The organism is Geotalea uraniireducens, from assembly GCF_027943965.1.
GTDB lineage: Bacteria > Desulfobacterota > Desulfuromonadia > Geobacterales > Geobacteraceae > Geobacter > Geobacter uraniireducens.
Map to the genome: position 1 here is coordinate 1,635,173 of NZ_AP027151.1, position 20,091 is coordinate 1,655,263.

15 protein-coding genes are annotated in these 20,091 nt (G+C 60.1%); 9 read left to right on the top strand and 6 right to left on the bottom strand.

The annotated features are described in order from the left end of the window. The first annotated feature begins 61 nt into the window (after positions 1–61). The 3 genes from leuS to holA are packed head-to-tail and all read left to right on the top strand — an operon-like array spanning position 62 to position 4,114. Positions 62–2,536 (top strand): leucine--tRNA ligase, encoded by a 2,475-nt coding sequence (leuS, locus tag QMN23_RS07680; RefSeq protein ID WP_282003142.1) that lies wholly within the window; start codon positions 62–64, stop codon positions 2,534–2,536. 18 nt (positions 2,537–2,554) lie between these two features. Next, positions 2,555–3,067 carry an LptE family protein gene (lptE, locus tag QMN23_RS07685; protein ID WP_282003144.1) on the top strand — a complete coding sequence of 171 codons (513 nt, stop codon included), beginning with the start codon at positions 2,555–2,557 and terminating at the stop codon, positions 3,065–3,067. Positions 3,068–3,109: 42 nt separating this feature from the next. After that, a complete protein-coding gene (gene holA / locus QMN23_RS07690; RefSeq protein WP_282003146.1) occupies positions 3,110–4,114 on the top strand; it encodes a DNA polymerase III subunit delta in 1,005 nt (334 codons plus the stop codon). A gap of 117 nt (positions 4,115–4,231) precedes the next feature. On the opposite strand, the gene rpsT is transcribed toward holA, so the two are convergent. The 3 genes from rpsT to QMN23_RS07705 form a co-directional block, all read right to left on the bottom strand. Continuing rightward, positions 4,232–4,495 (bottom strand): 30S ribosomal protein S20, encoded by a 264-nt coding sequence (gene rpsT / locus QMN23_RS07695; RefSeq protein ID WP_282003148.1) that lies wholly within the window; start codon positions 4,493–4,495, stop codon positions 4,232–4,234. A gap of 190 nt (positions 4,496–4,685) precedes the next feature. Then, entirely contained in the window at positions 4,686–7,040 is a 2,355-nt protein-coding gene (locus QMN23_RS07700) for a GSU2204 family CXXCH-containing (seleno)protein (protein WP_282003150.1), read from the bottom strand. Between the two features lie 24 nt (positions 7,041–7,064). Then, the gene (locus QMN23_RS07705; RefSeq protein ID WP_282003151.1) at positions 7,065–8,150 is read right to left on the bottom strand and encodes a GSU2203 family decaheme c-type cytochrome; all 1,086 of its coding nucleotides are present in this window, start codon (positions 8,148–8,150) and stop codon (positions 7,065–7,067) included. 275 nt (positions 8,151–8,425) lie between these two features. Here QMN23_RS07705 and QMN23_RS07710 point away from each other — a divergent pair, with 275 nt between their 5' ends. Next, positions 8,426–9,346: a LysR family transcriptional regulator gene (locus QMN23_RS07710; RefSeq protein WP_282003153.1), complete on the top strand. Its 921-nt coding sequence runs from the start codon at positions 8,426–8,428 to the stop codon at positions 9,344–9,346. A 63-nt stretch (positions 9,347–9,409) separates the two neighbouring features. Here QMN23_RS07710 and QMN23_RS07715 read toward each other — a convergent pair whose 3' ends face one another. The 3 genes from QMN23_RS07715 to QMN23_RS07725 all read right to left on the bottom strand — a co-directional run bounded on the left by QMN23_RS07715 (position 9,410) and on the right by QMN23_RS07725 (position 13,221). Continuing rightward, entirely contained in the window at positions 9,410–10,954 is a 1,545-nt protein-coding gene (locus QMN23_RS07715; protein ID WP_282003155.1) for a tetrathionate reductase family octaheme c-type cytochrome, read from the bottom strand. 136 nt (positions 10,955–11,090) lie between these two features. Then, a complete protein-coding gene (locus tag QMN23_RS07720) occupies positions 11,091–11,414 on the bottom strand; it encodes a hypothetical protein (protein ID WP_282003157.1) in 324 nt (107 codons plus the stop codon). Between the two features lie 157 nt (positions 11,415–11,571). Beyond that, entirely contained in the window at positions 11,572–13,221 is a 1,650-nt protein-coding gene (locus tag QMN23_RS07725; RefSeq protein ID WP_282003159.1) for a DUF3373 domain-containing protein, read from the bottom strand. Between the two features lie 508 nt (positions 13,222–13,729). Here QMN23_RS07725 and miaB point away from each other — a divergent pair. The 5 genes from miaB to guaA all read left to right on the top strand — a co-directional run bounded on the left by miaB (position 13,730) and on the right by guaA (position 19,961). Beyond that, positions 13,730–15,049 carry a tRNA (N6-isopentenyl adenosine(37)-C2)-methylthiotransferase MiaB gene (gene miaB, locus QMN23_RS07730; protein ID WP_282003161.1) on the top strand — a complete coding sequence of 440 codons (1,320 nt, stop codon included), beginning with the start codon at positions 13,730–13,732 and terminating at the stop codon, positions 15,047–15,049. 33 nt (positions 15,050–15,082) lie between these two features. Continuing rightward, entirely contained in the window at positions 15,083–15,583 is a 501-nt protein-coding gene (locus tag QMN23_RS07735; RefSeq protein WP_282003163.1) for a bifunctional nuclease family protein, read from the top strand. Between the two features lie 70 nt (positions 15,584–15,653). After that, a complete protein-coding gene (locus QMN23_RS07740; RefSeq protein WP_282003165.1) occupies positions 15,654–16,724 on the top strand; it encodes a M42 family metallopeptidase in 1,071 nt (356 codons plus the stop codon). A 214-nt stretch (positions 16,725–16,938) separates the two neighbouring features. Further along, positions 16,939–18,414: an IMP dehydrogenase gene (guaB, locus tag QMN23_RS07745; protein ID WP_282003167.1), complete on the top strand. Its 1,476-nt coding sequence runs from the start codon at positions 16,939–16,941 to the stop codon at positions 18,412–18,414. After that, on the top strand, positions 18,411–19,961 hold the full coding sequence (gene guaA, locus QMN23_RS07750; RefSeq protein WP_282003168.1) for a glutamine-hydrolyzing GMP synthase: 1,551 nt from the start codon (positions 18,411–18,413) through the stop codon (positions 19,959–19,961). The genes guaB and guaA overlap by 4 nt, the downstream gene beginning before the upstream one ends. The last annotated feature ends 130 nt before the right edge of the window (positions 19,962–20,091 follow it).

Here is a 20,091-nt window from a genome sequence, read left to right on the forward strand (position 1 = left end):
GCGTTTTTGTGCTAATAACAAACCTTTGCTGCATACCGATTGACCCTGGTGGAGGTTACCCGTGGACGAAAAATATATCCCCCGAACCGTCGAGGAAAAGTGGCAACGGATCTGGGAGGAAATGAAGACTTACAAGGTCACCGAAGATTCTGCCAAGAGCAAATATTATCTCCTCGAAATGTTCCCCTATCCCTCGGGGCGAATCCATATGGGGCACGTCCGCAACTACTCCATTGGCGACGTGGTGGCGCGTTACAAGCGGCTGCGCGGCTATAACGTCCTTCATCCCATGGGGTGGGACGCCTTCGGCATGCCGGCGGAGAACGCGGCGATCCAGCACAAGAGCCACCCGGCCCACTGGACCTACGAGAACATCGCCTACATGCGCGGCCAGCTGAAAAAGATGGGGCTCTCCTACGACTGGGACCGCGAGCTGGCCACCTGCGACCTCGACTACTATCAGTGGGAACAGCGGCTGTTCCTGCAGATGTATGAGAAGGGGCTGGTCTACAAGAAGTCCTCGTCCGTGAACTGGTGTCCCACCTGTGAGACGGTGCTGGCCAACGAACAGGTGGAAGACGGCTGCTGCTGGCGCTGCGACAGCGAGGTGGTGCTGAAGGAGCTTGAACAGTGGTTCTTCCGGATCACCGAGTATGCCGAAGAGTTGCTCGACAACACCTGGCAGCTCCCCGGCTGGCCGGAGCGGGTGTTGGTGATGCAGCGCAACTGGATCGGCAAGAGCTTCGGTTGCGAGATCGACTTTCCCGTGGAAGGGAGCCTGGCCAAGGTCACAGTTTTCACCACCCGCCAGGACACGCTCTACGGCGCCACCTTCATGTCGCTGGCCCCGGAGCACTCCCAGGCCCTCGAACTGACCACGCCGGAAAACCGGGCCGAAGTCGAGGCGTTCATCGAGCGGGTCAAGAAGACCGACAAGGCCCGGCGGACCGCCGAAGATTTCGAAAAGGAAGGGGTCTTCACCGGCTCCTACTGTATCAACCCGGTGACGAACCGGCGGATGCCGATCTATCTTGCCAACTTCGTCCTGCTCGACTATGGGACCGGTGCAGTGATGGCAGTGCCGACCCACGACCAGCGCGACTTCGAGTTTGCCGCCAAATACCGGCTGCCGTTGCAGGTGGTGATCCAGCCCGAAGGGGCCGTCCTCGACCCCGGGGCGATGACCGCCGCTTATACCGAGGTGGGGATCCTGACCAACTCCGGGCCTTTCGACGGTCTGCGCAGCGACGAAGCCAAGGAACGGATCGCCGATTACCTGGAGCGGGAAGGGGTCGGACGGAAAACCGTCAATTACCGGCTCCGCGATTGGGGGATTTCCCGGCAGCGTTACTGGGGCAACCCGATCCCGGTTATCAATTGCGACATCTGCGGCGTGGTGCCGGTGCCGGAGAAGGACCTGCCGGTGGTGCTGCCGATGGACGCCACCTTTACCGGCGAGGGGGGGAATCCGCTGGCCAAGGTCCCCTCGTTCGTCAATGTCACCTGTCCCCAGTGCGGTGCCGCCGCGCGCCGCGAAACCGATACGATGGACACCTTCGTCCAGTCCTCCTGGTACTTCCTTCGCTACTGCTGTCCCGATTTCGCCGCCGGGCCGCTCGACCGGGCGCGGGCCGAATACTGGATGCCGGTGGACCAGTATATCGGCGGCATCGAGCATGCGGTGCTCCATCTTCTCTACGCCCGTTTCTTCACCAAGGTGCTCCGCGATCTCGGCTACGTGAATGTCGATGAGCCGTTTAAAAACCTGCTCACCCAGGGGATGGTGATCAAGGATGGCGCCAAGATGAGCAAGTCGAAGGGGAACGTCGTCGACCCCGACGCGCTGATCAACCGTTATGGCGCCGATACGGCCCGGTTGTTCTCGCTCTTTGCCGCCCCCCCCGAGAAGGACCTGGACTGGAGCGACCAAGGGGTCGAGGGGAGTTACCGTTTCCTCAACCGGGTCTGGCGGCTGGTTTACGACACGCTTCCTTTCATCTCGACGGCGGGGGCGGTCAAACCGGACCAACTCGGCGACGAGGCCAAGGTGCTCCGGCGGACGGTGCACAAGACGATCCGGAAAGTCACCGACGATATCGACGAGCGCTTCCATTTCAATACCGCCATCGCTTCGATCATGGAGCTGGTCAATGCCGTCTATGCTTTCGAGCCGAAGAACCTGCCGGCCAACGCCGCAGTGCTCAAGGAAGCGGTTGAAAGCATCGTCCTGCTCCTTTCCCCCTTCGTTCCCCATGTGGCCGAAGAGCTCTGGGCGGCACTCGGTCATGCCGGCGGGGTCGAGCAGGCCGGCTGGCCCGGCTTCGACGCCGCAGCGGCAGTGGATGAGGAGCTGCTGATCGTTATCCAGGTGAATGGCAAGGTGCGCGGCAAGGTGACCGTTCCTGCCGGCGCCGCCGAGGCCCAGGTCAAGGAATCGGCCCTTGCCGACGAACGGGTCGGCTCCTGGCTTGAAGGGAAGCAGGTGCGGAAAGTTATCTACGTCCCCGGCAAGCTGCTGAACATTGTGGTCGGGTAGGCTGCGGTGGCCGGCGTCATGCGGAAATACTCGCTCGTCTGCCTGCTGGTGCTGGCCATGGCGCTCGGCGGCTGCGGCTACCACACGATGATGCCGGCCCGCGGCGAATTCGGTCGCGGCGGCAAGACCATCGAGGTATCGATCTTTGCCAACCGCACCTATCGGCCGAACATCGAGGCGGTAATTACCGACAGCATCATCGATGAACTGGTCAGACGCGAGGGTGCCCAGGTGGTCAATTCGGGGGGTGAGATCGTCCTCTCGGGGACGGTGCTCTCCTATGGGACTGCCGCCGTCTCCTACACCGCCACCGATACGGTCAAGGAGTACCGGGCGACCATCACGACCGAGGCGACATTGCGCCGGGTTGGCGACGGCAAGGTGCTCTGGAAGGGGATTGTCTCGGCCAATACGGTCTTCCCGGCCAACGACGACCTCGTCCTTCAGCAGAACAGCGAAGACGACGCCATCCGGGCAATCTGTCGCAAACTGGCGCAGCAAATTTATCTGCATACAACCGAGGATTTCTGAGTTGCCGCTGGCAGTGGCTCTCGCTCCTCTCCTCCCATCCCCATGAAAGTTGAAGAACTCGAAAAAACGCTTTCCCGGGGCGAAATCGGCCCACTCTATTATTTCCATGGCGACGAGCCGTATCTCATGGAACGGGCGGCCAAACGCCTGGTGGACCGGGTGGTCTCCGCCGACTTCCGGGATTTCAATCTTGACGTTTTTTACGGCAATGAGGTCAAAGGGGAGGAGATTGCCACCGCTGCCCAAACGTTGCCGATGTTCGCCGAGCGGCGACTGGTGCTGGTCAAGCGGGCGGGCGACCTGAATGCGGCGGCGCTGGATCTTCTGCTGCCGACTGTTACCGATCCGCCATCATCCACCTGTCTGGTCTTTCTCGGCGAAAAGGTCGACCAGCGGAAAAAGTTCTTCCAGGAAGTGAAAAAGCACGGCGAGCTGGTCGACTGCAAGCGCCCCTACGAGAACCAGCTCGGCGCCTTCATCCGCGAGGAGGCGCGCGAACTCGGCAAGCGGGTTGAACCGGCGGCGGTGGAACTGTTGCTTTACCTCGTGGGGAACAATCTCGGCGAGCTGGCGACGCAGCTGGCCAAGGTCGCTACGTTTGCCGGCGAGCGCGAGACGGTTACCGTAGCCGACGTCAAGGAGATCGTTTCGGACACCAAGGTCGAGAGCGTCTTCGATCTGGCCAATGCCCTGGGAGAGCGTAACCTGGTCAAGGCGTTTCGCAGTCTCGCTACGATCCTCCGGGACGGCGAGGCGCCGCTGATGCTCCTGGCGATGATTGCCCGCCATTTCCGCCAACTCTGGCGGGTGCGCGAGCTCGTGGCAAAACAGGTCGGCCAGCAGGAGATTGCCCGCCAGACCGGCATCAATCCGTATTTTCTCAAGGGGATTGTCGATCAGGCCCGCAACTTTTCCGTAGCCGAGCTGCGGGACGTTTTCGAAGCGCTTTATATGGCTGACCTGGCCCTCAAGGGAGGCGAGGGGGGCGGGAAACCGGCGCTTGTCATGGAGCGGTTGGTAATGGGTATCTGCGGTCCGCGAGGCTGACTGCCTGCCGTCGGAAGGAGCTAGGTGACGGCTTCGTTGCGGTGAGACGAAATTCGGGAACAAAAAAAGGGACACCATGTATTGGTGTCCCTTTTCGTTTAACGGTTCGGGAGTGGACTAGCCGAGAGTATTGACCAGCTTGGCGAGACGCGATACGCTCCGTGAAGCGTTGCTGGTGTGGATAATCCCCTTCGAGGCGGCCTTGTCGATAACCGGGATGGCGGCCTGGAGTGCTTCCTTGGCCAGCGCCTGGTCTTTGGCCTCGACTGCTTCGCGTACACGCTTTATAAAAGTCCGCAGAGTGGAGCGGTAGTGTTTGTTTTTCAATTGACGCTTTTTGTTCTGCTTGATCCTTTTCAGGGCCGACTTGTGATGAGCCAAACTGCACCTCCATTTTGTGTATGAATTCAGGGGATTTTCGTTTTTCGAAAGGTACTTTGATACCACTGCCGGGCGGTTGTGTCAAGGGAAAAATGCCGGTGCGGGTGGGCGATGGGGAGAGAAAAAACGGGCGGGCCAGTTGGCCCGCCCCAATAACAACCCCTGAAGGAGACGGTGGTCAGAAACGCTTTTAGAACCGGTAGCCGATACCGAGCGATCCCGAATAGACGGTGCCGTCCTGGTCGCCGTACACGTAGGGGGCATCGTCGATGAACTGCTGGAAGCCGGCCTGGGCGGTGACGAACAGATTCGTCGTGACGTTATAGGTACCGCCGACGCTCAGGTCGATCTGCCGGTAGTGGAGATCGGAGTACTCCTGGATCGCCGGGAGGTCCTCCAGTGCGTAAAACGAGGATGTCAGGACGGCGTCGGTATAGCCGAGTTCGGCCAACGACGGGAAATAGAGCCCGTTGATCCGCGCCTTGGCGTCGTTGTACATCGCGTTGGCAAACAGTTTGAGCTGCTCAGTTGCTTCGTAGTTGGTGCTGAGTGAGACGGTGTGGACATCAATGTCGTACTGATAGTTGTCACAGGTCGACCCAAACTGGGTCGATACGATTACGCCCGCTCAGCCGTCGTAAAGTCCCTGGCACATCATGTTTTCCGTCTTCTGCTTCTGATAGTTGTATGCCAGAGTCATGGCTACCTTGTCGGTTGGGGCATACCAGACGGTAAGCCCGGGGCCGTGGGAGGTCTGCTTCCAGGCCCCCTTGTTGAGGTCGTTCCGCTCTGCCTTGATCCGGTAGTAGGCGGTCGTCGAGAAGCGGGGTCCGGGTGACCAGGTGGCGGAGACGTTTCCTTCGTGAACCGTGTCCGGCTGGTTGGAGAGGTCCGCGGTCCGCCGGTTGTAGAAGTCTATTCCGTAAGTCGGGCCGTTGCCGACGGTGATGTTACCGCTGACGTCGGTCATCGGCACGAGCGCTGCTGCCGGGGTAACGAAGGGGTCGTCGATTTTCTTGAAGGTGTAGCTTGCCCGGGCGGAAAGGGTGGTGGACGGACGGGTATTGATCGACGCCTTGACGGTGTGAATCTTGGAATCGCCGAATTCCTGCTCGTGCCGGTTTACTTCATTGAAGTCGTAGCCGAGTCGCAGGGTGGTCCGCCGGGCCAGACGATAGACCGCGTCGAGGCCGATGGTGTAGCTGTCGCGGCTGAGCGACGAGTACCGCGTGGCCTGCAGCGAGGTCGGATCGGGAACGAACTGGTTCGGGGCGGTGCCGGTACCGCTGAGAGTGGTGAAAGCGATCCCGACATCATCGTTGCGGATTTTTTCTGTCTTGCCGCGCAGCGTGAAGGTGAGCCGCTTGCCCACCTTGGTGGTAACCCGGCCGCCGAAGGAGTCGTAGGTGGATTCGAGCTTCTGCCGGTCCAGGGTGAAAATCCCCGGCTCGTCGCTCTTGCTGCTGTCGACCTTGGTATTGACGTAGCTGGCGAATACCGATGCTTCGCCGGGCAGGTCGACCTTCGCCTTGACGACATGGCTGTTCTTGTTCGAGTCGGGGGTGGCGTCGTAGCGAAGCGGCCCGTTTTCGTAATCGTAGAGCAGCCGGTTGTCGAACGGACCGTTGACCGCATAGGCCTGGCCGGGGGAGAGGGCCGGGTCGTACAGGCGGGTCGGCGCGGCGGCATTTTCCCGGAACTGGCGGTTGAGGAAGGTGTAGGTGAGGGTCAGCAGTCCGAACCGGCCGGTCACCCCCGCCGAGATGTCCCGGGTGTTCTCGTCGATGTTTTTCCCGCCGCCGGTGATATGGCAGGAGGTACACTTGCTCATGCCGATCGACTGTTCGACCCCCTCCCGCTGCTCGTTCCGGTAGTTAAAGTGGAACGTCAGGTTCGGCAACTGGGGGATGGTGAGATCGGTGTCGCTTTTCCATTCCCGGCGGACGATGGAAAAGTCGCTGTTCGGCGTCAGGTCCTCGCCGTAGAGGGTGGCGCGGCCGATCTGCTGGGCCTGGTAACCGGCCGGCGGCGTGGCTGAACTGCCGCCGTACGCCGGGGTGGTCGTCCCGGGGAGCGGCGTGTACCAGTAGCCGGGGACGGTATTCGGCGTCAGCGGCAACGGGTTGGCCGCATTACCGGTATAGCTGCTGGCGGGGGGAATCGCCGCGTCAAGGTAGTTCAACTGGTCGTGATCGAGCCAGTGCTGGAAGGCATCGTAGCTGAACGAGGTCCTGAAGACTCTTTTGACGTCGAGCGTCCCCTCATGGGTCTGGTCACGGGAATCCATGAAACGGCTGGTACCGTCAAAGACGATCCCCTGTTCCCGCACCCTAAGGTCGACCTTGCCATAGGGGTTGACCCCCGGTTTGGTCCTGATAACGGAATATTCGTTGACTCTCTTGATGTCGTCACTCACCGCGATCCCCGCACCGCCGGTTTCGACGGTGGCCGAGACGGAGCTGGCCGAGTTTTCTGCCGAAACCGACAGTGGGACGAACAGCATCAGGAGCGGCAACGGGATCAGCAGTTTTCTGGCAAAATTCATGGTTGCTCCTTTCCTTAAGCTGTTTTAGCGGGTCAGCCCCTTTGCACCGTCGGGCCATCCCTTGGTGCCCGTCGTGTTGACGGACGGAGCGGTCTGGGACGGCAGGTCACTGCCGTGAATCTGGGTATGGCAGACGGTGCATTTGGTGCCGAAGCCCATCCGCCATCCATCGGCACCGAACTTGTTGGTGTACTGGACATCGTTGGTGCCGGAAACCGTCGTCCCCGGGGTGATGCCGTTGATCTTGCTGGCGTCGAGGGCGGTGTTGCCCGGATCGACCGTGGCCCCATCGCGTACCGCGTGAAAGTGCATTTCGTGGCACTGGAGGCAGAGGAACGGTTCGTTCTGCCGCAGCAGGTTGTTGGCGACGGTGCCATGGGCGTCGTGGCAGATGGTGCAGTCGTCCTGAACGGGGGCGTGCTCGAAGACGAACGGCCCCTGGTAGCGGCTGTGGCAGTTGAAACAGAGATCGTTCACCCGCTCTTCGCTGCGCAGGTTCCTGAGGGTCGAGCCGTGAGCCTGGTGGCAGCTCGAACAGGTCATTTTCCCTTCCTTGATCGGGTGATGCGACGGGAAGTTGGCCTTGGCCTGGTATTCCTGATGGCAGCCGTAGCAGAGTTCCGGCTCCGCTTTTTTCAGGCTCTTTCGGACGGCGTTCTTCGGCTGATGGATGGCGTGGCAGTCGGTGCAGGCCACATCGTTGAGGGCGTGCTCGTTGCCGTGCCATTCCATGAGCGCGCCGGCGCTATGGCATTTCAGGCAGAGCGCGGAGGCCTGGTCAGCCGCCAGCTGACCAAACGTGAGGATTTTTGCCGGGTCGCCGTCCTGGGCGTGGAGGCTGCCGGGACCGTGGCACGATTCGCACCCCTTAGTTCCGCCCAGCAGTTCGAATTCGGCCAGCCGGCCGTGAACCGTGGCGGCGAAGGGCGCCATCTTGTCTTCGTGGCACTGGGCGCATACTGCGTCGCCCGTATAGGTTGCCCCGTCAATGACCGGCAGGGTAAGCATCCGTTCGCGAATGGCCCCGGTCGCGCAGGCGCCGAGAGCCAGCGAAATGGCGGCAAGAATCGCCAGATGCACCAGTCGGGTTGCAGGCAGCAAGTTTCGCATGACTTCTCCTTTCCGTGATGGTGTGACATTGCAGCGGTAAAACGGTACGTTGCACCATGAGGCGGGGAATTCCCCCGTGACGAACTCACCTCCTTTTCTGGTTGGCCGGCTGGCGGGAAAATTGCTTGGCTGCCGGGTGTATAAGTGTTGCTAATTAGCCTCTTGTGATGTATTGAGATTATCGATGAACCGAAAAGGAAACAAAAGCGAATCATTCTGATAGCGCTATAAGCACTGCTTATGTGTCGATCAGGGAGGGAGTAGGGAATCAGGAGATGGAAACACTCTATTTGAAGACGTTACTGGTGGCGGCGGACAAGGGGAGCTTCTCCAAGGCGGCGGCGGACCTGTGCATCACTCAATCGGCCGTATCGCAACGGATCAAGTTTCTGGAGGAACGCTACGGCTGCGAACTGCTCGACCGATCCGGACCGGTGGCGCTCCTGACCCCGGCTGGGGAGATGGTGGTGAAGAAGGCGCAGGCGATCCTCGAACTCGAGCACGCCTTGCACGAGGAACTGCAGAAGTTTCACGGTAAGCAGCGGTTGTCGCTCTGCTGCACTCCCTCCTTCGGGATTTCGTACCTGCCGGGGATTCTCAACCGGTTCATGATGGGCAATGCCGATATCGTCGATCTGAAGTTCATGTTCTATACCCCCGAACAGGCGGTCAAGGGGCTGACGGAACGTGAATTCGACATTGGCATCATCGAACATTGCGAAGATCTCGATCTGAGTGAGTTCACCACCATTCCCCTGCCGAAGGATGAACTGGTTTTCGTCAGCGCCCCGGCGCTCGGCCTGGAGTCTCCCGTTGCCGCCATCGACACGCTGCTTGAGCAGCGGCTGATCACTCGCAAGGACGGCTGCAGCTCGAAAAAGCTGTTGCGGCTCAATCTTGAAGCGCTCGGCCGTGAGCTGGAGGATTTCAAGAGTATGGTGATTTACGACGATCTACGGCTGACGGTGGAAACGGTCCTCTCCGGCGGTGGGATCTCTTTCATGTCGACGAGTCTCATTCACCGGCATCTGCGCAGCGGAACACTTTTGGAGCACCGGGTGGCAGGGTTCTGTCACAGCCGGTTCCGGACCGTTGCCCTTGGCCGGGTGAAGCGGAACGATGCGTTGGTGGAGGATTTTCTGGAATGTATCAGTTCGGAATTTGCCGAACGGTGTGACTGGGGCGGGGAGGCATGAAAAAAGGGTGGGCCGTGGCGGCCCACCCTTGGGGTGAAACAATTGCTGCCCAGTGGCTGTTGCTTACTTGGCGGCCACTTTGGAGTGCTTCTTCACCGGAGTCGGGCAGGCAGTGTTGCCGGAGTGCTTCTGTACCCAGTTCTCCTGGATGAAGTTGAGGTCCATCGGCTTCAGGCCGTGCTCGATGGAGGACTTCTTGTCACGGCCGCCACCCATCAGCATCGGGTCGCCTTTGTAGCCGAGGGCTTTCCAGTCGAGCCGGTTACCACCCATATGGCAGTCGCCGCAGGTGAGAGCCTCTTCTTTCGGGGCAATCATGTGGTCCTGACCGATATAGGAAACCGTGCTGACGAACTGGTACTTACCGCTGTAGGGGAGACCGGACCCTTTGGCGCCGTCTTCGAGAGACTTCTGCCAGTTCAGGGTGACCCAGAGCCCTTTGTACTGCTGGAAGACATTCAGGTACTTGAACTGCGCATCCATCGGCTGCTTGCCGGTGAAGTACTTGAACGGATAGATCTTGGCATTCTTCTCGGTGATGGAGCCGTAAGGCTTCATCATGATCAGCGGCTTGGAAGGATCCTTGATCTTGTCGCCTTTCATGTAGCGGTCGATGGTGCCGTCATACCACATGTAGGTCGGAACAACGTTTTTGGCCCATTTCCAGGTCCCTTTGGCGTTGTCGAAGGCGATCCGGCCTTCCTGGGGCGGCAGCTTCAGCTTGTCGCCGACGGTCGACCAGTCCCAGCCCACGCGGGTAGCTTTGCCGCGGGCGAAGTAGGGGATGTGGCAGGTCTGGCAGGCCACGGTCTTGAGGTGATTGTTGATGAGGGCGCGGTTACGGGATTTCTGGTGCGGCGCATTCTTGCCGCTGTGGCAGTTTTCGCAGAAAACGCGGCCGTCGTAAGTGGCCATCATGGTCGAGGCACCGGCGATGCGGTGGTCCTTGGTGGTGTGGCAGGCCTGGCAGGTCATCCCCTGGCCGCCTTTTTCCTTGCTGGCCATGTGGACGTCGAGGGACTTGTCCGCCGTGTTGAGGGTCGAGTCGAGGTCGCCGTGCTTGACGCCGTCATCGCCGCCGCCGGAGTAGTGGCAGGCGCCGCAGTTTCTGATCGTCGGCAGCCCAACGCTGACGGCCGCTTTCTTGAGATCGGTGAAGTCGCTGATGACGTCGTCTTCTCTGCCGTAGTCGCCTTTCTGGGCATGGCAGATCAGGCAGTCGATCTTCGTCGTATCTTTGAAGTTGAAGTTCTTCTCGTTCCAGACGTAGCTCGGGTGGCACTCGCTGCAGTGCCCGCGGGCCTCCTGATTCGGGCCACCTTCGACGGAAACGCAGAAGGCATTCAGCATGTTTGTCTTGCCGTATTCGACGTTGCTGTGTTCATAGCCTCTGACATGCCCCTTGGTCGGCCCTTTCCAGAGCCAGTGCGGGGTCTTGATGATGTCGTCCGCTTCTTTCTCGTGGCACTCAAGACACTTCTTGGTGACCTCGGTCCCACTCTTGAACGGCCCGGTGATGAAGTCGGCGTGATCGACCTGCGCCATCCCGGTGCCGGAAATGGCGAGCAGCGCTGCGCCGACGATCACTCCGGTCAAACCCTTTTTCATGGTAGCTCCTTGTTCACTTCTGCAGTTCATTGTGTAGTAGTAACGATATATGCAAATAATTTAATGTATTGGCGCCAAATAAATGCAGCATCGGTTTGATGCTGCATTTATTTAAAGCTCCGTTTGGCGTGTGCCGTTAGCAGCCTGCGGTCTTGCGGAACAGCTTGCTGACGTTCTTGCCGCTGGCGTTGTCATACTTGCAGCGGATTTCGTCGCCTTCCACGATCCGGTGGTCTTTGAACTTGTCGAGAGTCAGGTCATCGTTGATGGTAATGGTGACGTTCTTGCCGGACTTGTTGTCCTTCAGGATAGCGGTGGCCGTCTTGGCGCCTGCAGCCATTTCGATCTTCTGGATGACCCCAACCATCTTCACCTCTTCGGCGCTGGCTACGCGAGAGAACGAGACGATGCTGAGGGCCATGAGGGTGATTGCCATGACGATGGATACTGCTTTTTTCATTGTTCTGCTCCTTTTCTTGGGTTTTGACGGGGTCTTTCCGCCGTCGTCATACACCGATCTACGTTGACTTTACCTGTCCTCCGAAGTAAGGGGGGCTTGCGCCCCCCCTTTGCATATATCAAGGGCTATAATAATATAGCCGATAATATATATCAAACTAAAAATGTAGTTCGAAGGTGGCGTAGACGTCTTCGGCGTTACGCAGCGGCGCCGTCATCTGAGCGCTCATCGGAGAGTTCAGCTCCGCCATGTCGACCGGAGCGCCGAGCCAGGAGTTGCTGCCGGTGTAATCGAAATCATAGTACTGGTAGCCGATCCTGAAGAACACTTTGCTGAAGTACGAAGAGATCGGCTTCAGCGGCAGTTCCTGGATCAGGTAAGCTTCGTAGACGTTGCCGCGGGTACCCACTTTGGTCGTCCACATGTCATCCTCGGCCGGCGAGAAGGTGATCCAGTTCTTGGAGCCGTGGTTGAACTCGAAGCCGAGCTTGGTGAGGGTCGGGAGGAAGTCGTAACGCATCCCGGCAAAGACCGACCAGCCGGTGGTGCTGTTCGGGGAACCCGACCAGAGGAGGCCCTGGTTGGTTTCGATGTAAGACTGGCCGGACGGATCGTAGGGGTTGTAAAGCTTCAGCGTGTTGCTGTTCGGATGGGTAACGTCGACGGCACCCTGGACGAACCAGTTGAAGGTACCGGGGCCGACGTTCTTCACTTCACCCAGCAGGTTGACACCGTACCAGTCGATGTCGCCCAGGTTGGCTTTCGGCCCGGTCAGCATCTGCGAGAACGGCCCGGTAACCATCTCGGGAGCATCGAAGACGTTGAAGGCCCGGTTGTACTGGAGGAGGACCTGCAGGGCGTCGGTGTTGTACGGCGACATCTGGACGCCGATCATGTCGGTGTCTTTCAGCGAGTTGCCGACGCTCCGGGTGTCGGAGAGGCCGGTGCTGAAGCCGCGGCCGTAGCAGAACTTGCCATAAGCGCCGGGGAGCATGTCGAAGTCCGGGGCCCAGCCGAGGGTCAGGCCGTCAAAGGCATAGTTGACGAGCAGAGCCGGAATCCCACCAACGCCGGGGCGCTTGGTATTGTTCTTGAGGTGGGTCGGAATCCCGTCAGTGGAGGGACGGCGGCCGATGGAGAACCAGATCGGCTCGTCGGCGATGTTTTCCCAGTCCACATAGATCCGGTCGACATCGAGGAAGCTGGAGCCGGGGAGGTGGCCGATGGTGCCGTCAAAGAGACCGGCCCGGTCGAAGGAGTACGCGGTATTGCCAGCCTGGAGCACGCTGTCGCTCTGGTTGCCCCATGCCTTGTACATCAGCAGCCGGGCAGCGAAGGTGACGTTTTCGACCGGCTTGGCATTGAGGTTCAAGCCGAAGCGATGGGTGTAGACGGCGGTGTTGCTGACGGTCGACGCCGGAGCAGCGCTGCCGACGAACGGACCGGTCGGGCCGAAGGGTTGGGCGTAGGGGCCGAGGCCGAGGTACGTCGCTGCGCCTGCCGGCGAGGTGCTGGTGGCAGGGGTGAAGCCCGGCATGAAGGGATAGTAGCTGGGCGACTCGGCCCGGAGATAATCGTAGCGGAACATGTAGTCACCGCTGATGGTCAGCCAGCGGCCGAGCGACTTGCTCTCGACCCGGTCGACCTTGTGGGCCGTGTCTTTCAGCTGGTCCTTCAGGAGGTTCAGCTCTTTCTCCAGTGCGTCCATCTTCTGTTGCAGGTCCTGGTCAGCCGCCAGAGCTACGACCGGCTGGCAGAGCCCGAGCAACAGGGCACCGGCCAGAACCTTTGAGGTTGTGCGCTTCATGTTTTCTCCTTTCTGTGGGTGTGATGCATCGCAATGTGCCAGACAGTGCACAAAAAAAAACCGCGGTTACCGGTTCGCCAAGGAAGACTTGCGACTTCTTTGTGTTCACCTCCTTTATTACGAAGTGACGGCGGGAATTATAGTGAAATTTCAATAGAGTTCAACGTTTTTTTACGTGGCAATTATTATTTTCGACCAAAAGTCAATATAGTTAAACATTCAAATTTCCGAATAAGCAATTTAAATGCCACGAATGGATGTTGCGCTTTTCCGGACGGTTAGGTGTTTTACGGTGAAATGACGGGGGTGGGATTCGGTGATTTGGCGGTGGGCGAGCCTGTTTTTTGACAGATGCGTGTCGGTGACGGTGTGGTTGTGTGCCGACAAATCGAGGTTGACGTGAGAACCGGCAATTGCGTAGTATTATCGGATTAACCGGTTTGCGAATCGGCAGCGGGTCGCGTTGCCGGCTTGTTGCCGGTCTGGCGCTGACCGACCAAGAGGACCCGTGGACGGACAAAAACTTCTCTATATTGAAACGTTTGGCTGTCAGATGAATGTCAGCGATTCGGAAAAGATCGCCACACTCCTCCAGGAGTGCGATTACCACCCCACCAGCGATGTCTCGCGGGCAAACCTGATTATCCTCAACACATGCAGCGTTCGGGCAAAGGCCGAGCAAAAAGTTTACCACTACCTCGACCGCTTCAAGCGGGCAAAACGGGAAAAGCAACAACTGCTGCTCGCCGTCGGGGGATGCGTGGCACAACAGGAGGGCGAGCGCCTCCTTGAGCGGGTGCCATGGCTCGATCTCGTTTTCGGTACCCACAATCTCCACCTTCTGCCGGAGATGGTCCGGGCCGCCGAGCGGGGTGAACGGCGGGCCGAGGTCCGGTTCATCGACAATGATATCCGCCTCGACCTCTTTCCCCGGGGAGACGAAGGGCGGGGGATCAGCCGCTTCGTTACGGTGATGCAGGGGTGTGACAATTTTTGCTCATACTGTATTGTTCCCTATGTCCGCGGGCGTGAGATCAGCCGCCGCTCGACGGAGGTGATCGCCGAGATTCGGAGTGCCGTGGCGACCGGGACGAAAGAAGTGACGCTCCTGGGGCAGAATGTCAATTCTTACGGGCTGAAGAGCCAGGATGAAGTGTCGTATCCGCAACTGCTGCGTGAAATCTCGGCCATCGACGGTCTGGAGCGAATTCGCTTTACCACCTCTCACCCCAAGGATATCTCCCCGGAATTGATTGCCTGTTTCGCCGAACTGCCCAAGGTCTGCGGCCATATCCATCTTCCCGCCCAGGCCGGGAGCGACCGGGTGCTTGCCCGGATGAACCGCGGTTACACCAGGGCCCAGTATCTGGAGAAGGTGGCGGCGCTCAAAGCCGCACGGTCCGATATCCTGATTACCGGCGACATGATCGTCGGCTTTCCGGGGGAGACGGAGGATGATTTCTGCGAAACCCTCTCCCTGATGGAAGAGGTCCGTTATGCCGACCTCTTTTCGTTCGCCTATTCGGTGCGTCCTGGCACCTCGGCGGCCGCGCTGGCCGATGATATCTCCCGGATCGAGAAACAGGAGCGGTTAAGCCGCCTTCAGGCGCTGCAGCGGACGCTGACCCTCGAATGCAACCGGCGTTTTGTCGGGACGGTGCTGCGGGTGCTCGTCGAAGGACCGAGCAAGCGCGGCGATCAGCTGTTCGGGCGAACCGACGGCAACCGAGGGGTGAATTTCACCGCCGATCGTTCGATTATCGGTTCGATGGTCGATGTGCGGATTGTCCGCGCCTTTCAGAATTCCCTACTGGGCGAGCTGAGCTGATACAGCCCTGACATACACCAGGATGGAGGTTCCATGCATCTCAAGCTCAACGTCTACGGTTTTGCCCTCGATTCCATCGCCCAGATGCCGGTGGTGCTGCTGAAGGATGAAGAAGACAGCATTACCCTGCCGATCTGGATCAGCAGTAACGACGCTCTCTATATTGTTGCCGAGCTGATCCGGCACGACGCGGCGGCGAAGAGTGACCGGAAGGATCTGCAAACCGCGTTGCTGAACCATTTCGAGGCCGAGATCGCCGAAATTGTCATCAACGATATGAAAGACGGGCTGTTCAGCTCGTCGGTCGTCCTGCTGGTCGGCGCCGAACAGGTGAAGCTTGACGTGCGCATCTCCGAGGCGCTGGTGCTGGCACTGAAGCAGTCGCTGCCGGTGATGGTTTCCCGCGAGCTGATGGAGCGAATCTCTCTCGTCGATGAGGCTGCGGAAGAGCGCTTTACCGACGTCGACGAGCGGCGTTTCGTCGATTTTCTGGAAAACCTCGATCCCGCCGATCTCGGCAAGTATCCGATGTGACGAACCGGTCCGGTCATGGTGCCGGTGAGCGGGATCTCCCTACTTTCCCTGCCTCTCAAAGGAGTTATTCATGCGTCAGGAATCTCTCGAGTTCATGCAACGGTTGCTGGAAGCGCCGAGCCCCTCCGGATACGAACAGCCGGCCCAGCGGGTCTTTCGCGACTATATCGCTCCGTACGCCGAGGTGACCACCGACGTGATGGGGAACGTTTTCGGCCGGATTCCCGGCAGGGGCGACAACCCGCCGCGGGTGATGATCGTCGGCCACTCCGACGAGATCGGTTTCCAGATCAAGTACATCGACGATAACGGCTACCTCTATTTCGCCGCGATCGGCGGCGTCGATCCCCATCTGACCCCCGGCAAGCGGGTGCTGGTCCATGCCGCCGGTGGTAGTGTTCCCGGCGTGATCGGCAAAAAACCGATCCATTTGATGGAAGACGAAGACCGGAAAAAAATCGTCCGGCTCGATGCCCAATATATCGACATCGGCGCCGGTGACCGGCAGGAAGCCCAGGCGCTGGTCCGGGTCGGCGATCCGGTCACCTTCGCCGACGGCGTCCAGCAACTGCTTGGTGACCGCCTGGCGGCGCGGGGATTCGACGACAAGGCGGGGAGCTTCGTCGTTGCCGAGGTGTTGCGGACCGTGGCCGAATCGGGGGTTACACTTCCCGTCGATCTCTACGGGGTGTCGTCGGTGCAGGAGGAGATTGGTTTGCGCGGCGGGACCACCAGTGCCTACCGTGTCAACCCGGACGTCGGTATCTGCGTCGAGGTCGATTTCAGCACCGACCAGCCCGACGTGGAAAAGAAACACAATGGCGAGGTGAAACTCGGCAAGGGTCCGATCCTGCCGCGGGGGGCGAATATCAATCAGCCGCTGTTCGATATCCTGGCTGGGACCGCCGAGCGGGAAGGGGTGCCGGTCCAGTTCACCGGCATTCCCCGGGCGACCGGCACCGACGCCAACGTGATGCAGGTGTCGCGCGGGGGCGTCGCCACCGCGCTGGTGAAAATCCCTCTCCGCTACATGCATACGCCGGTGGAGGTACTCTCCCTGGCCGACCTGGAGAATGCGGTGCGGCTGATCGTCGCCGCCTTGCCGGGGATGGGTGAACGGGATACTTTCATCCCCCGCTGATCCGGCAACGCCGCCTTCGGCCCGGCGAACGTGATGATGATTCATGATTAGTGCGTAGCTTCGGTTCAATTGGCCTCTTCTCCTTCAAGGGGGCGGGGGGGATTTGTCTGACGGCAATTTGGCACTAACCAGGTGACGATTTATCTTGACACTGCCGACCTTGGCGGTTATAGTTCCCGGTTAATATTTTGAGAACGTGACAAAGGAGTTCGCGATGTTAGACGAAACGATTGTGGAAGGCCTGACCTTCGACGACGTGCTGCTCGTTCCGGCCCATTCCCAGATTCTGCCCCGCGATGTCGCCCTTTCAACCCACCTTACCCGCACCATCACCCTCAACATTCCCCTCGTCTCCGCCGCCATGGATACCGTTACCGAAGCCCGCACCGCCATCTGCATGGCTCGTGAGGGGGGGGTCGGCATCATCCACAAGAACCTGACCATCGAGGAGCAGGCGATGGAGGTGGACAAGGTCAAGAAGAGCGAGTCGGGAATGATCGTCGACCCGATCACCATGCGCCCCCACCAGAAGATCCACGAGGCCCTGGCGATCATGGAGAAGTACCGGATCTCCGGGGTGCCGGTCATCAACGCCAAGGGGAAGCTGGTCGGCATCCTTACCAATCGCGATCTCCGCTTCGAAACCAACCTCGATCTCCCCATCTCAGCCCGCATGACCAAGAAGAAGCTCGTCACCGTCCCCGTTGGCACCACCCTCGAAGAAGCCAAGGAACATCTGAAGCATACCCGGGTCGAGAAGCTGCTGGTCGTCGACGACGACAAGAACCTCAAGGGGCTGATCACCATCAAGGATATCGAGAAGGTCCGCAAGTACCCCAACGCCTGCAAGGACAGCCTCGGCCGGCTGCGGGTCGGCGCCGCCGTCGGTCCGGCCGGCGACATGGAGGCCCGGGTCGATGCGCTGATGAAGGCTGGGGTCGACGTGATCGTGGTCGATACCGCCCACGGCCATTCCCAGGGAGTGCTCGACGGCATCCGGACGATCAAGGCCAATTTCCCGGGGATCGAGCTGGTCGCCGGCAACATCGCTACCGCCGAAGCGGCGGAAGCGCTGATCAAGGCCGGGGTTGACGCCATCAAGGTCGGGATCGGCCCCGGTTCCATCTGCACCACCCGGGTCGTCGCCGGGGTCGGGGTGCCGCAGATCACCGCCATCGCCCAATGTTCGCGGGTGGCCCGCAAGTACGACGTGCCGATCATTGCCGACGGCGGCGTCAAGTATTCCGGCGACGTCACCAAGGCGATCGCCGCCGGGGCCGACGTGGTGATGATCGGCTCCCTCTTTGCCGGGACCGAGGAGTCGCCGGGCGACACCATCCTCTACCAGGGGCGCGCCTACAAGAGCTACCGCGGCATGGGCTCCATCGGCGCCATGAAGCAGGGGAGCAAGGACCGCTATTTCCAGAGCGACGTCGAGAGCGAAGTGAAACTCGTCCCCGAGGGGATCGAGGGGATGGTGCCGCTGCGTGGTCCGCTGGGGGCCAACGTCCATCAGCTGATGGGCGGGCTGCGGGCCGGGATGGGCTACACCGGCTGCCACACGATCCGCGAGCTCCAGGAAAAGGGGCGCTTCATCCGGATCACCGGCGCCGGGCTGAAAGAGTCTCACGTTCATGATGTCATGATTACCAAGGAGGCACCTAACTACCGGGTGGAAAACGTTCGATGAGCCATGACATCCACAGCGAAAAGATCCTGATCCTCGATTTCGGTTCCCAGGTGACCCAGCTCATCGCCCGCCGGGTGCGGGAGCAGAGCGTCTACTGCGAAATTCATCCCTATAATATTTCTCTTGCTCGCATCAAGGAGTACGCGCCAAAGGGGATCATCCTTTCCGGTGGCCCGTCCAGCGTCTACGACAAGGATGCGCCCCATTCCGACGCAGGGGTCTTCGATCTCGGCATCCCGGTCCTCGGCATCTGCTACGGCATGCAGCTGATGACCCACCAGCTCGGCGGCCGGGTGGAACGGTCCCACAAGCGGGAGTACGGCCGGGCGATGATGGACCTGGACGATACCGGCGACCTGTTCAGCGGCTTCGCCGCCAAGGCCGAGGTCTGGATGTCCCACGGCGACCGGATCGAAGAGATGCCGAAGGGTTTCCATGCCATTGCCCATACCGAACACTGTCCGGCGGCGGCGATGAAGGATGAGAAGCGGCGTTTCTACGGGGTGCAGTTCCATCCCGAGGTGGTACACACCCCGCGCGGCGAGGAGATGCTCGGTAATTTCCTTTTCACCGTCTGCGGTTGTCAGCCGACCTGGACGATGGCCAGTTTCATCGAGAGTGCGGTGGCCGAGATCCGGGCCAAGGTCGGCTCCGGCAAGGTGATCTGTGCCCTCTCCGGCGGTGTCGACTCATCGGTGGTGGCGGTGCTGATCCATCGGGCGCTCGGCGACCAGCTGCAGTGCATCTTCGTCAATAACGGCCTGCTGCGCAAAGGGGAGGCCGAGCGGGTGGTCAACCTGTTCCGGAGCCACTTCCGGATCAATCTCGATTACGTGGATGCCGCGGACCGGTTCCTCGACCGGCTCGCCGGGGTTACCGATCCGGAGAAGAAGCGGAAGATCATCGGCAACGAATTCATTTTCCTCTTTGAAGAAGAGGCCGCCAAGCTCGGCGCCGTCGACTACCTGGCCCAGGGGACGCTCTATCCCGACGTGATCGAGTCGGTTTCCACCAAGGGGCCCTCGGCGGTGATCAAGAGCCACCACAACGTCGGCGGTCTGCCGGAGAAGATGAATCTGAAGCTGCTGGAGCCGGTGCGTGAGCTGTTCAAGGACGAAGTCCGGCTGCTTGGCAAAGAGCTCGGCATGCCCGACGAAGTGATCTGGCGCCAGCCGTTCCCCGGGCCGGGACTGGCCATCCGCTGCATCGGCGAGGTGACCAGGGAACGGCTCGATATTCTCCGCGAGGCCGATGCCATCGTTCTCGACGAGATCCGCAAGGCCGGTCTCTACCGGGAGATCTGGCAGTCGTTTGCCGTCATCCTGCCGGTCCGGACCGTCGGGGTGATGGGCGACGCCCGAACCTACGACTACACCGTGGCGCTGCGGGCCGTTAACTCCACCGACGGGATGACCGCCGACTGGGTCAAGCTTCCCTATGAAGTCCTCGGTGCCATTTCGTCGCGGATCATCAACGAAGTGAAAGGGGTTAACCGGGTGGTGTACGACATCAGTCAGAAGCCGCCGGCCACCATCGAGTGGGAATGATCGCAACGGTTGGCTGACAAGAGGGGGGCGGTGCCGATGGCATCGCCCCCTTTTTCGTTGCGGCGCCGGGAGAGTGGTTTGCGCTATCTGTGGCGCGTTTCTGGTATAATAACTATAGGTATATCGGACG

Coding starts and splice junctions, on each gene's coding strand:
- lptE (WP_282003144.1), top strand. CDS start 2,555: ATGCGGAAATACTCGCTCGTCTGCCTGCTGGTGCTGGCCATGGCGCTC.
- holA (WP_282003146.1), top strand. CDS start 3,110: ATGAAAGTTGAAGAACTCGAAAAAACGCTTTCCCGGGGCGAAATCGGC.
- QMN23_RS07705 (WP_282003151.1), bottom strand. CDS start 8,150: ATGCGAAACTTGCTGCCTGCAACCCGACTGGTGCATCTGGCGATTCTT.
- QMN23_RS07710 (WP_282003153.1), top strand. CDS start 8,426: ATGGAAACACTCTATTTGAAGACGTTACTGGTGGCGGCGGACAAGGGG.
- QMN23_RS07715 (WP_282003155.1), bottom strand. CDS start 10,954: ATGAAAAAGGGTTTGACCGGAGTGATCGTCGGCGCAGCGCTGCTCGCC.
- QMN23_RS07720 (WP_282003157.1), bottom strand. CDS start 11,414: ATGAAAAAAGCAGTATCCATCGTCATGGCAATCACCCTCATGGCCCTC.
- QMN23_RS07725 (WP_282003159.1), bottom strand. CDS start 13,221: ATGAAGCGCACAACCTCAAAGGTTCTGGCCGGTGCCCTGTTGCTCGGG.
- QMN23_RS07735 (WP_282003163.1), top strand. CDS start 15,083: ATGCATCTCAAGCTCAACGTCTACGGTTTTGCCCTCGATTCCATCGCC.
- QMN23_RS07740 (WP_282003165.1), top strand. CDS start 15,654: ATGCGTCAGGAATCTCTCGAGTTCATGCAACGGTTGCTGGAAGCGCCG.
- guaB (WP_282003167.1), top strand. CDS start 16,939: ATGTTAGACGAAACGATTGTGGAAGGCCTGACCTTCGACGACGTGCTG.
- guaA (WP_282003168.1), top strand. CDS start 18,411: ATGAGCCATGACATCCACAGCGAAAAGATCCTGATCCTCGATTTCGGT.